General features: G+C 55.5%; 10 protein-coding genes. 7 read left to right on the top strand and 3 right to left on the bottom strand.

From position 1 onward, the window contains the following. Position 1 precedes the first annotated feature (1 nt). Genes V7680_RS00920 through V7680_RS00910 form a run of 3 tightly spaced genes read left to right on the top strand, consistent with a single transcriptional unit; the run spans position 2 to position 2,718 of the window. Positions 2 to 784 (top strand): type III pantothenate kinase, encoded by a 783-nt coding sequence (locus V7680_RS00920; RefSeq protein WP_335651405.1) that lies wholly within the window; start codon positions 2 to 4, stop codon positions 782 to 784. Further along, positions 781 to 2,421, top strand: coding sequence for a ribonuclease J (locus V7680_RS00915; protein WP_335651404.1), 1,641 nt, complete (start codon positions 781 to 783; stop codon positions 2,419 to 2,421). Before V7680_RS00920 ends, V7680_RS00915 begins: the two co-directional genes overlap by 4 nt. 6 nt (positions 2,422 to 2,427) lie before the next feature. Beyond that, complete coding sequence (locus V7680_RS00910; RefSeq protein WP_335651403.1) at positions 2,428 to 2,718, top strand: DUF1467 family protein; 291 nt, start codon at positions 2,428 to 2,430, stop codon at positions 2,716 to 2,718. Here the strand turns inward: V7680_RS00910 and V7680_RS00905 are convergent. Further along, the gene (locus V7680_RS00905; protein WP_335651402.1) at positions 2,715 to 5,051 is read right to left on the bottom strand and encodes a hypothetical protein; all 2,337 of its coding nucleotides are present in this window, start codon (positions 5,049 to 5,051) and stop codon (positions 2,715 to 2,717) included. The genes V7680_RS00910 and V7680_RS00905 overlap by 4 nt on opposite strands. Before the next feature lie 69 nt (positions 5,052 to 5,120). Between V7680_RS00905 and V7680_RS00900 the strand changes: the two genes are divergently transcribed. The 4 genes from V7680_RS00900 to V7680_RS00885 all read left to right on the top strand — a co-directional run bounded on the left by V7680_RS00900 (position 5,121) and on the right by V7680_RS00885 (position 9,247). Continuing rightward, positions 5,121 to 5,429 carry an Hpt domain-containing protein gene (locus tag V7680_RS00900; protein ID WP_335651401.1) on the top strand — a complete coding sequence of 103 codons (309 nt, stop codon included), beginning with the start codon at positions 5,121 to 5,123 and terminating at the stop codon, positions 5,427 to 5,429. A gap of 120 nt (positions 5,430 to 5,549) precedes the next feature. Beyond that, complete coding sequence (locus V7680_RS00895) at positions 5,550 to 6,755, top strand: hypothetical protein (protein ID WP_335651400.1); 1,206 nt, start codon at positions 5,550 to 5,552, stop codon at positions 6,753 to 6,755. Between the two features lie 51 nt (positions 6,756 to 6,806). After that, entirely contained in the window at positions 6,807 to 7,868 is a 1,062-nt protein-coding gene (locus V7680_RS00890; protein WP_335651399.1) for a hypothetical protein, read from the top strand. Continuing rightward, complete coding sequence (locus V7680_RS00885) at positions 7,865 to 9,247, top strand: sensor histidine kinase (RefSeq protein ID WP_335651398.1); 1,383 nt, start codon at positions 7,865 to 7,867, stop codon at positions 9,245 to 9,247. Before V7680_RS00890 ends, V7680_RS00885 begins: the two co-directional genes overlap by 4 nt. A gap of 50 nt (positions 9,248 to 9,297) precedes the next feature. On the opposite strand, the gene V7680_RS00880 is transcribed toward V7680_RS00885, so the two are convergent. Together V7680_RS00880 and gltX are read right to left on the bottom strand one after the other, a co-directional pair. Then, positions 9,298 to 10,581: a citrate synthase gene (locus tag V7680_RS00880; RefSeq protein ID WP_335651397.1), complete on the bottom strand. Its 1,284-nt coding sequence runs from the start codon at positions 10,579 to 10,581 to the stop codon at positions 9,298 to 9,300. A 27-nt stretch (positions 10,582 to 10,608) separates the two neighbouring features. Continuing rightward, on the bottom strand, positions 10,609 to 12,012 hold the full coding sequence (gene gltX, locus V7680_RS00875; protein WP_335651396.1) for a glutamate--tRNA ligase: 1,404 nt from the start codon (positions 12,010 to 12,012) through the stop codon (positions 10,609 to 10,611). Positions 12,013 to 12,060 lie beyond the last annotated feature (48 nt).

Genomic DNA, 12,060 nt, shown 5'->3' with positions numbered 1-12,060 from the left:
CATGCTGTTGGCAATAGATGCCGGAAATACCAATGTAGTGTTCGCCCTTTTTGACGGCGATGACATTCGCGCGCGCTGGCGGATCGCAACCGATGCCCGCCGCACCGCGGATGAATATGTCGTCTGGCTCCGACAGCTGCTGGAACTCGAGGGTCTCGAACTCTCCACCGTCGACGCAGTGATTATTGGCACAGTGGTTCCCCGTGCTCTTCACAATCTGACGGTGCTTTCGGAAAAATATTTCGGTGTAACCCCGCTTGTCGCTGGCCGTGGCGCAGCGGAATGGGGCGTCGCTTTGGATGTCGAGCAGCCCGATACCGTCGGTGCCGACCGCGTCCTCAATGTCATTGCGGCGCATCAGAAATATAAGCAGGATATCGTAATCATCGATTTCGGTACCGCCACCACATTCGACGTCGCCGACTATGAAGGCGCCTATAAGGGCGGTGTCATCGCTCCGGGGATCAACCTTTCGCTTGATGCTCTGGTCGGAAAGACCGCGCAGCTGCCGCGTATCGCATTGGAATCGCCCGAAAGTGACAATGTCATCGGCACCACCACCGAAAGCCAGATGCTGATTGGCATTTTCTGGGGTTATGTTGCGATGATTGAGGGGCTAGTAGCACGGACCAAGGCCCAAATCGGCCGTCCGACCAAAATCATTGCCACCGGCGGCTTAGCCGTACTTTTTGACGAACATACAGACGTATTTGACCATCTAGAATCAGACCTGACTCTTCAGGGCCTGCATTTCCTCTATCAGCGAGCAACACACGCTAAATGACAAAACCTAAAAAAGAACTTCTTTTCCTGGCCCTTGGCGGGTCGGGCGAAATCGGCATGAATGTCAATCTATACGGCTGTGACGGCAAATGGGTGATGGTCGATCTCGGCATGACCTTTGCCGACCCGAGCTATCCGGGGATCGACCTGATTCTCCCCGATCTTGAATTTATCGAGAAGAACCGCAAAGATCTTCTCGGCATAGTGCTGACCCACGGTCATGAAGATCATATCGGCGCGGTCCCCTATTTCGCTGCCGACCTCGATGTTCCGCTGTTCGCGACCCCGTTTACCGCAGGATTGATCCGCCGCAAGCTGGAAGAAGTCGGGCTGGAGCATCAGGTCAAGCTCAACATCATCCCCAACGAGGGCAGTTTTGATCTCGGGCCGTTCGGGTTTCGCTATCTGCCGATCGCGCACTCTATTGCCGAGGGCAATGCGATGCTGATCGACACGCCATATGGCAAGATTTTCCACACCGGTGACTGGAAGCTCGATGACGAACCAGTGCTCGGTGTCCCGTCTTCCCCGGAAACGCTCAAACAGATTGGCGATGACGGCATTTTGGCGATGGTCTGCGATTCAACCAACGTCTTCAATGAAAAGGCATCCGGTTCAGAAGGAGAAGTGCGCCGCAACCTGATGCGGGTGGTCGAGGATATTGACACGCGCATCGTGGTGACGACCTTCGCTTCTAACGCTGCCCGGCTCCAGACGCTTGGCGAAGTTGCTATCCATGCAGGCCGCAAGCTCTGTGTGGCCGGCCGTTCGCTCGACCGGATTATCGAGAATTGCCGCGAGAACGGCTATCTCAAGGATTTTCCGCCGACCGTGGATTTTCAGGAAGCGATGAGCCTGCCGCGCGACAAGGTCATGATCATCGCCACCGGCGGTCAGGGAGAGGCGAGGGCCGCTCTCGGACGGATCGCTGGCGACAGCCACCAGATCAAGCTCTCCGAAGGCGACCATGTGCTCTTTTCGTCAAAGCAGATTCCCGGCAACGAAATCGCGATTGGCCGGATCCAGAACCAGCTCGCGTCCAAGGGCGTGGTCATGATTACCGAGCGTCAGGAGCATATCCATGTTTCCGGTCACCCGGGGCAACCCGAGCTCGCGCAGATGTATGACTGGATCCGACCCGAGATTTTGGTCCCGGTTCACGGCGAAATCCGTCACATGAAAACCCAGAAGCGCTTCGCTCTGGAACATGGCGTTCCGAAAGCGATATTCCAGCAGAATGGCGATGTCGTGCGACTGGCTCCCAATGGTCCGAAAATATTGGGCCAGGAACGCACCGGACGGCTTGTTGTTGATGGCGATGTGATCATCCCGGCTGACGGCAGGACATTGAATGACCGGCGCAAAACCGCTCATAACGGCATGATCTCGGTTGCCATCGGTCTCGACCGCAAGGGCAATATCTTCGGACAACTGGTGCTGAAAATGCACGGCGTGCCGCTCGAGGAAGACGAAGAAGATTTTCTCGACGAAGTGGTCGACAAGATAGTCGCCAAATATTCCAGGCCGGTTGGGGATATAGCCAAGTTCAACGAAGCGATTCGCTTGCTTGTCCGTCGCAGTGCTACCGAGTGGACGGGCAAAAAACCTATCGTTTCGGTGCTCACAGTGGAAGCTTAGCAGGTCATGGAACTCTACTCTATTTTCGCAATCTACGTTCTGTTCTGGGTGACCGCTGCGTTCATCATCCTGCCAATCGGCATCCGCAGCCACCATGAAACCGGCGAGAAAATGGTGGAAGGGCAGTCGGACGGCGCGCCGGTCAATTTCCGGCCCCTGCGGATTTTGTTGCTGACCACGCTGCTGGCGACGGCGATGTTCGGCTTATTCTATCTCAACTATGTCTATGGCTGGATCGGCATAGACAGCATTGATTTCTTCGACAGCCGCGAACGGATGAAAGGCATTCGTTCCTAGCTGCGAAGCCGTTCGATCGCCTGAGCCAGCGCGACATATAATTTGCCGACATCCGAGGACAGCAAGGTTACGCTGATCGCGCTGCCGTCGCGGGTAGCGAGCACGCCGCGGAGCATCGCTTCGAAGTCATGGATGTACCGGTTCACATGCTCGCGGAATTCGTCATTGGCTGAATATTGCGCCAGAACTTCGCGCACTTCCCGATTGTCGAGCAAGCGTACGGCCCGCCGCGTGAAGATACCGCGATCGCCTTTCAGATAGGCTGCCCATTCGGTGTCGGTGACGTCGTTCGACAGAATCTTTCCGACGTCGATCGAGATCGAATTGAGGGATTCTGTCAGCTGCGCCACTCGCCGGGTGAAATTCTCGTCGCTGCTCTGTTCCGACTTTTCTCTGGCAAACAGGATGCGCTGCTCGAGATTGGTCGTCATATCCTCGATTGCCGTCAATTGGTCCGTAAGATGGGCTGCGGTCGACTGGGTTGTCGCAACCGCGCTCGATACCGCTTTCTCCAGCTTTGGTGCGATCGAGCCGATCTTGTCGTCGATGATCCGGTTCAGCGCTTCTTCGCTTACTCTTTCAAAAGCTTCGGTCGAACCGGCAATCGACTTTTCGAGTACTTCCCGCGAATGTTCTGAAGCCTGTTTCGCCGTGTCCTTGACCCGCAACAGAGCGCTGATCAATTTCTCGCCAGCACTTTCGGCCAGAGATTCATTCTGCTGGCGGACTTCTTCGAGCGATTTTGAAATTTCGCTTATCTGGTCAACGATCGACTTGCTGGTAACATCTCCCTCGTCCCGTACTTTGCGCAACAATTGCTGTTGCTGGCTGATCGACTGGTCTGTCTGGGCGATCTGTTGCGCTACTTTGCCAGCGTCTTCCTGCGCCTTGCTGGCGCCGCTGGCGATCTGATCATATAGCGCCAGACTTTCTTTGGATTTTTCGGATACCCGATCGAAAGCAAGGGGCAGGGTCTCGTCCATTTCCCGCGCGCTGCTGTCTAGCGCGACGAGCAATCTCTCCATCCGCTCGATCATCCCGTCGGCGACTCCGTGGCCATTTTCCAGCGACGTCTGCAGAGCGGCACTATTCTGTTCCATCGCATTCAATGCAAAGGCCAGTTTTGCGGTTTTTTCTCCGCTTTCATTATCGAGATTCTTGAGATTCTCCGCGATCTCGGAGATCGTCTGGTTGAGCGTCGTCGCCAGCAATTTCAGACGGATTTCTTCGTCGTCGGCGACTTTTCCAGCGGCGGCCAGACTTGATTCGAGAGCATCCAGATCAGCGCGCATCGCCAATGCCGATTCGGACGTTTCGGTCGCGAGTTCGGATCTTGTTTTGCGGAGCGCTTCGATGGTTTCTTCTGTCGTTCTTTTCAACATGTTCGCCAGCTGGGTCGATCCGGTTCCGGCGTCATCGAGCTGTTTGGTCAAACTGGATTTGATTCTTTCGGCTTCTGCGGCGAGGCTTTCGACCGACAGGACCGATTTATTCGTTAGCTCATCGAGGCTCTTTTTTGCTGCAGAACCAACTTCCCCGATTCTTCTGAGGGTCGAAACCATGGCCGTCATTTCGGTCTGGGCCGTGCGTCCGGAATTGCCGATCTGATTGGTCACATCCTTGGCGGTGTTGATGACCACGGGTAGATGTTTGCGCAATTGCTCGAGATTCTTATAGGCGGCTTCACCGACCTTATCGAGCTTCTCCATTTTCCCAAGACCATCGGTCAAAGATGTCTTGATCATTTCGGCAGCGGTGGTCAGCTTGCTGGAAGACTGGTCTCCGAGGAATTCCAGTTCGCGGCTTTCCTGACTCAGAAATTCGCGTGCCACGCTCAGTTCATTGTTAACGGTCTTCAGCCGCATCTCGAGCATCGTCGATTCCGCGCGTAGCGAAGAGGATACATCGGCAAACCGATTCGCTTCTTTCGTGCTGTTGCGCATGTAGAGCAGATAGGCGATGCCGAGCGTCGCCATTGGCAAACACCATTGGGTCAGCAGGTCAATTCCGGCCTTGGGCGTCGGTATTGCGGTAAAAATGTCGCGATTTGCCCAGACAAAAAAGCCGGTCCATCCGATCACTGAAAGGCCAAGCAAAAACACCGGAATATATCGGGATTTGGACGGTGCACTTGCCACATCTTCCGAATAATGGCTCCAACTTTCCTCCGACAAATTGTCGCTATCAAGCTGACTTTCTTCAGAAAATTCCTGAAAATCCGTGTCTGGATCAGGCGCGTCGCTGTCGACGCCCATGGTTGCCTCTATCTGGTCGTCAACAGGAGTTTCATCCCGATCGCGCCACATCCCGATTATCTTATTATCACCTGCCATGGAGACTATTTAACACAATATTGGATCATAGAAACCATAAGTTAACCATATCAGGTGTAATGGAAGGAAATGTCATTTGATTACGGGGCTTTGGATGCCGCTTTAGCGGCCGCAGTGGGAGACGATCAGTCGCTTATAGCGGAACTGCGTGAGGCGTTTCTGGAAAGTGCAAAACGGCAGGTAGACTTATTGGGTAGAGCACGCTGCGATGCCAATTGGGAATATGCTGCTTGGCGTCTCAAAGGACTGGCCGCCAGCTTTGCAGCTACCAAAATCCTGCAACTGGCTGATGAAGCTGCCCATTCCGCACCCGGCGATCCGGTAATATTGCGGAAACTGGAGCTCGCCGTTTCCGAAGTCGAGGTCCATCGGGACTGACTCGTCGCTTTTGGCGCCCGGACCGCGCCTGCTTCACCAGAATATCGGTTGGCATGTTTGCACGTCACCATCTATGGATAGGAACGACCTCCCCATTCATCGATCAGGACCCCTATATTCGTGAAACTGGCACTGATTTCTCTCGCTAAAGACGATCTCGACGGCAACGGACCGATTGCCTTGCTCCCTTTATTCGATGGCACATTGCTCGATTTGCAGATTCGTGCCGCGCAACGCTTTGGCTGCGAGAAATTCATATTCCTTTGCCCGGTTACCCACGGCGCCCTGTTGCAGAAAATCGATGCGATGAAGCAGGAGGGGCTGGATGCGGAATATGTCCGTAGCCCCAGCGATCTCGTGCAATATGCCAGCGATCAGGATCATCTGATCTATATCGCCGATGGCATCCTCCCGAATGAAGAAATCGTCGATCAGCTGAGCGGGCCGCCGCAGGAATTGCTTTTCACCGTTCTCCATGGCGATGAATATCAGGAATTTGAACGGATTGATCTCAACCAGCGCTGGCTTGGCATCGTTTCGCTCAGCGCCTTTCGTCTGAGCGCAATGATCGATATCCCGGACGAATGGGAAGTCGGCTCCGCCTTGCTGAGGACTGCCGTTCAAGCCGAATGCCCGCGTGCGATTATCTCGGATCGCAGGATGGGTTCGGGAGCGATCGCTCATGTGCAAAGCGAAGTCAGTGCGGAGCAATTTACCCGCCGCCAATTGAAAGGCATGTCCGCGCCAGAGGGCAATTTCCTGAACCGCTTTCTGTTGCAGCCATTGATAAAGCGCAGCCTACCGAGGCTCTGGAAGAAAAAAGCTGCGCCGCAATATCTCGGAATCTTCACGCTAACCGCCGGAATCGCGGCGGTTGTCACGGCAGTACTGAGCTACGCCGTAGCATCGCTGGTTCTGCTTTTCTTCGGCAGCGCAGCGCATTTTGCCCGGGCAGCAATGATGCAGTTTGGCAGCGTGATAAAAATACGCGACTGGATCGGCTCGGCACTGGATTTGCTCGCGGCAGCGGTGGTGGCAATCCTTCTTGTACAGGTGTCTGACGGGACGACATTGGCTCCAAATCTGGTGATTGCGGTGATATTGCTGGCCCATTTGCTAATATTAAAGACAGGAACCTTGGACAGGCGTCTGGCGCTGGTCAAACCGGATATGCGATTGGTTCTGCTGGCCTTGTTTCTTGCAGCCGTATTCGGACAATTTGCCATCGGCCTCTACGGAGCATCGCTTTATTCCGGTCTGATTCTCGTCCTCGATCGCTATTTCACGAAAGATTTGTCGGAAAAGACGATCTTGCAAGACGAATAATGGAACAGCCCGCTTAGCGGCTTGTTAACCACATTAGGTTACGGCCAAGCTATGGCACAGCGAGTTTTTTCGATGAACGAGACGATGAATAACGATATCATCCGGCATGCTTCTGCAATGGCCGGTAAAGCCTCGTTCATTGCCGATGATTTTGCTCAGGCCCTGTTTCCCAAAACCGATGTGCATTTCAACGACCGCATGCGGTCCAATGCGCGGCAATATCTGCGCGCCACGATCGGCCAGATCGAACAGCGCATCTGCCAGATTGCAACACAGGAACTCGGGGTCACGCATGAAACGCTCGTCAAGATCGGGCAGGGTGGAGGAGGCCAGAGCTTTCGCCTGCTCGAGAATAGCGGCCTGCTCAAGACGGTCGAAATCGTCCAGCATCTATTTATCAAAGCGCAGCAAGGCGAACTGGCGGCGCGGCTATTGCAGAAAATTTCGCAGCAAGATCTCGAAGCGACCCTTACCCGCCATCTGGATCATGCTGATCCGGCGGTTGCCGAGGCGGCGATGGGATTGCTGGTTGCCCAATCCAAGGCCACCGGAGCGGTGGGAGAAATATCGGCGAGCCTCGCAGATTTGCCAGCGGAAATTGCATTTGCTCTGGCCTGGCCGGTAACCGCTGCGCTTGCCCGGCTATCCGATTTACCCGGATCGCAATTGCAGCAAGCCACAGAGCGCTTGCTCGCCTCGCACGACGAGAGCGCCAGCGTAGCGCGTAAATCCGACCGTCTGGCCCAGTTGCTCGAGCAGGCCGATATGACAGAAGACCGTATTCCGCATCCGATGAGAGATGGCTTGTCATTGTTCATCGCCCGGCTTGCACGGCAATCCGGTCTGACCAGTGATCAGATCATTGGTTTTACCGCCGAACCCAATATGGTGCGTTTCGTCGTGGCGATGCGCGCAGCCAATTTCCCTACACAAGAAGCATTGTCGGTATTTGCCGCGCTCGATGGGGACGATCATATCCTCACCGCAGCAACCTATGGCGAAGCCGATCAGGACCGGTCAGCGGCTCTGGTATCGAGCTGGGCAGCGCCCAGCGCCTATCAGAATGCCGAACGCATTCTTGCCGACGACAGTTTGAGTGATCGAGCAAAATGACGGCAGCGGGCAAATTGGCCGAACCGGTGCGCGGGCAGGTTAACGCCGACGGCATATTGCTGTCTGCTGATCCGCGGCTGATGCGGCTGCATTTGCGCAGTGGCGGCGCCGAAGGCGGGCCGCTGGCCGTGCCCGAACTGGCAGAATTGTGCCGGCTCAGCCGACGGTTGGGGATGAACCTGTCGCGCCCGGCCCAAGCGTCTGATGACGAGTGCCGGATCGATATGTGGGTCGAGACGCGCTTTGCTTCTCCGGAAAAAGGCGAGCGGCTCAGCCTCGAAATTATCGACTGGAAAGAGCGACCGCATGAGGAGCCGCGCCAGATGGATCCGGCTCGCGCTCGCGATTTTGACCGGTTGGAAGGCCGGGGTGTGATCAGGACCGATGCGGCATTGCGGATCATTGCCCAGCAAATGCCGGGTGACGCCGACCAGGCCAGTGATGCTATCGGCCAGTCTCTGCTTGATATATATGATGTCATTCCGCCCTCGGGTCATGCAAGATTGCTCGAGGCGGTGGCCGAACGGCAACCGATCCGCAATCAGCGGGTGCAGGAAAAATTTGGCAGCCAGCATCTATATGTGCTGCAAGGGCAGCCGCTGATCGACAAGGTCGGCATTTTCGCCGGCTATCGTTTCGCGGCAACGCCGGATATTCCGGAAACTAGCGATAATGACAACAAGCCTGTCGCAACCAAGCTGATCAGCGACAGTCTGTTCGGCTTTCAGCTGGGACCCGCATTGCGCCAGCCGCTTGGCAAGATCATCGCCAATGCCGAAACCATCAGCAGCAAGCTGGAAGGCCCTTTGCGCGGTGATTATGCCAGCTATGCCAAGGATATCGCCTCTGCGGGCCGCCATTTGCTGGAACTGGTCAACGATCTTTCCGATCTCGAGGCAATCGAACGACCGGAATTTACGGTTGCTGCGGATGATATCGACCTTGTCGATCTCGCTCACCGCGCAGCCGGCTTGCTCGCGGTAAAGGCTTCCGATCACCAGATACGGATCGATCTTCCCAAAGAGGGCGAGAAATTACCGGCTCGCGGCGAATTCCGTCGGTCGCTACAGATTATCGTCAATCTGATCGGCAACGCGATCCGCTATTCACCCGATGGTTCGGTGATCAAGCTGCGTGTTTCAACCGATCAGGAATTTGCCCGAATTTCGGTAACCGACCAGGGCGACGGTATTGCTGTGGAAGACCAGGACCGGATTTTCGAGAAATTCGAGCGACTGGGGCGCTCGGGCGATGGCGGCAGCGGACTGGGTCTGTTCATTTCACGTCGGCTCGCAGGTGCAATGGGCGGAAGCCTCACCGTTACGAGTTCAGCCGGCAAAGGCTCGACCTTCACTCTGGCACTTCCCGAACGGGAATAGGCAAAAAAGGGGAGCATGAAGCCCCCCTTTCTCTGAAATCTTTAATGTCTCTAGCGCTTGTCGATCGGGACAAAGTCGCGCTTGGCCGGACCAGTGTAGAGCTGGCGCGGACGGCCGATGCGCTGGCCTGGATCGGAAATCATTTCGTTCCACTGCGCGACCCAGCCGACGGTGCGGGCAAGAGCGAACAACACGGTGAACATAGATGTCGGGAAACCGATCGCCGAGAGGATGATACCCGAGTAGAAATCGACGTTCGGGAAGAGTTTCTTGTCGATGAAATATGGATCGTTGAGCGCCATTTCTTCAAGTTGCAGCGCCACTTCAAAGACTGGATCCTTGACCTTCAGCGTTTCAAACACTTCACGCACCGTTTCCTGCATCACCGATGCACGCGGGTCGTAATTTTTGTAAACGCGGTGACCAAAGCCCATCAGACGGAACGGATCGTCCTTGTCCTTGGCGCGTTTGATATATTCCGGAATGCGGTCGGGATGACCGATTTCCTTGAGCATGTTGAGCGCTGCTTCATTGGCGCCGCCATGGGCAGGGCCCCAGAGGCAAGCAATGCCGGCAGCGATGCAGGCAAACGGGTTGGCGCCGGAAGAACCGGCCAGGCGGACCGTCGAGGTCGACGCGTTCTGCTCGTGATCGGCATGGAGGATGAAGATCCGGTCCATGGCTTTTTCAATCGCCGGGTTCACTTCATATTCTTCAGCCGGAACTCCGAATGTCATGCGCAGGAAATTGCCAGTGTAGGACAATTCATTGTCCGGATAAACGAATGGCTGACCGATCGAATATTTATAGGCCATCGCCGCAATCGTCGGCATTTTCGCGACTAGACGGTGGCTTGCGATCATCCGCTGGGCGGGATCGTTGATGTCGGTGCTGTCATGATAGAAAGCCGACAATGCGCCGACCACACCGCACATGATTGCCATCGGGTGGGCATCGCGACGGAAGCCCTGATAGAAACCGCGCAACTGCTCGTGCACCATGGTGTGACGGGTGATCGTGTTGTTGAAATCGGCATATTCATCCGACGTCGGCAGTTCGCCGCGCAGGAGAAGATGGGCAACTTCCATGAAGCTGCTGTTCTCGGCGAGCTGTTCGATCGGATAGCCGCGGTGCAACAAGACGCCTTCGCCGCCGTCGATGAAGGTCAGCTCGGATTCGCAGCTGGCGGTCGAGGTAAAGCCGGGGTCATAGGTGAAGGCACCGGTCTGGCCGTATAATTTGCGAATATCTACGACATCGGGGCCAATTGTGCCCGTCAGAACCGGATATTCGTGATTTTCGCCGTTGATGCTGAATTTTGCGTTATCGCCCACGATATTGTCCTTTCTGCTCCTGAAAAATCAGGTTTTTTCTATTTGATCTGCAAGACGGCCCAGTGATTCTTCTCTACCAAGAAGTATCAGGACGTCAAAAATTCCGGGTGAACTGGTACTTCCTGTCAAGGCGGCGCGCATAGGTTGTGCGAGCTTCCCCAATCCCAATTCGGCAGACTCCGCGATCGCTTTTATGACTTCTTCCGTTGCCTCGAGTGTCCAGTCTTCCAGATCAGTCAAGCCAAGGTGAATCGATTTAAGCAGCGTCCGTGCATCATCGTCTAGCAGGGTTTCTGCCCGTTCGTCGAGGCCAAGTGGCCTCTTTTTAAACAGAAAAAGACTGGATTCGCTCAATTCTATCAGATTTTTTGCCCGGCTTTTCAAAACCGGCATCGCCTGACCGAGCAATTGCTTGTCCGATGACTCCAGGGATTGGCCCAAATCCTGCTCGATCCAGGGTGTTGCGAGACGAACCAGATCACTATCGGCGGCATCGCGCATATAATGACCGTTCAGATTTTGCAGCTTTTTGGTGTCAAAACGCGAAGGTGATTTGCCGACGCCAGAAAGGTCGAACCATTCGATGGCCTGTTCGCGCGATATAATCTCGTCGTCGCCATGGCCCCAGCCGAGCCGCAACAGATAGTTGAACATCGCGTCGGGCAATATGCCCATGTCGCGATAGGCTTCAACGCCCAGCGCGCCGTGGCGTTTGGACAATTTCGCTCCGTCATTGCCGTGGATCAGCGGGATATGGGCATAGGCCGGTTCGGCCCAGCCCATCGCGCGGATCAGGGCAAGCTGGCGGAAAGCATTGTTGAGATGGTCATCGCCGCGGATAAGGTGGGTGACGCCCATATCATGATCGTCGACCACGACCGCGAGCATATAGGTTGGCGTGCCGTCGGAGCGCAGCAGGATGAAATCGTCAATCTCGCTATTTTGAACCGAAACATCACCTTGCACCATGTCGGCAATGGTCACTTTTCCGGCCATCTCTGTCTTCAGCCGGATCGCATATGGCGCGCCTTCGGGCGCTTCCGATGGGTCGCGGTCACGCCAGCGGCCGTCATAGCGCATCGGCTTTTTCTCGGCCTTTTGCTTTTCGCGCATTTCGGTCAGTTCTTCGGGGGTCGCGAAACATTTATAAGCGTTGCCCGATGCCACCAGTTCATTGGCGACCTCGGCATGACGCGCTGCGCGTTCGGACTGGAAGACGGTTTCGCTGTCCCAGTCGAGCCCGAGCCAGTCGAGGCCTTCGGAAATGGCATCAATCGCTTCCTGGGTCGAGCGGGCCTTGTCGGTGTCCTCGATCCGCAGCAGCGCTTTGCCGCCGTGATGGCGGGCGAACAGCCAGTTGAACATAGCGGTACGAGCGCCGCCGATATGCAGGAACCCGGTCGGGGAGGGCGCAAAACGGGTTACGACCATATTTGTCTGTTTCGGCTGATTAGCATCATTTGAATTCACGCTTGCTTG

Source organism: Parasphingorhabdus sp. (assembly GCF_036963705.1).
Taxonomy (GTDB): Bacteria; Pseudomonadota; Alphaproteobacteria; order Sphingomonadales; family Sphingomonadaceae; genus Parasphingorhabdus.
Note: the sequence above shows the minus strand (reverse complement) of the source record. Positions and strands in the feature narration are given on the sequence as shown.

Coding starts and splice junctions, on each gene's coding strand:
- V7680_RS00920 (WP_335651405.1), top strand. CDS start 2: ATGCTGTTGGCAATAGATGCCGGAAATACCAATGTAGTGTTCGCCCTT.
- V7680_RS00915 (WP_335651404.1), top strand. CDS start 781: ATGACAAAACCTAAAAAAGAACTTCTTTTCCTGGCCCTTGGCGGGTCG.
- V7680_RS00910 (WP_335651403.1), top strand. CDS start 2,428: ATGGAACTCTACTCTATTTTCGCAATCTACGTTCTGTTCTGGGTGACC.
- V7680_RS00905 (WP_335651402.1), bottom strand. CDS start 5,051: ATGGCAGGTGATAATAAGATAATCGGGATGTGGCGCGATCGGGATGAA.
- V7680_RS00900 (WP_335651401.1), top strand. CDS start 5,121: ATGTCATTTGATTACGGGGCTTTGGATGCCGCTTTAGCGGCCGCAGTG.
- V7680_RS00890 (WP_335651399.1), top strand. CDS start 6,807: ATGGCACAGCGAGTTTTTTCGATGAACGAGACGATGAATAACGATATC.
- V7680_RS00885 (WP_335651398.1), top strand. CDS start 7,865: ATGACGGCAGCGGGCAAATTGGCCGAACCGGTGCGCGGGCAGGTTAAC.
- gltX (WP_335651396.1), bottom strand. CDS start 12,012: ATGGTCGTAACCCGTTTTGCGCCCTCCCCGACCGGGTTCCTGCATATC.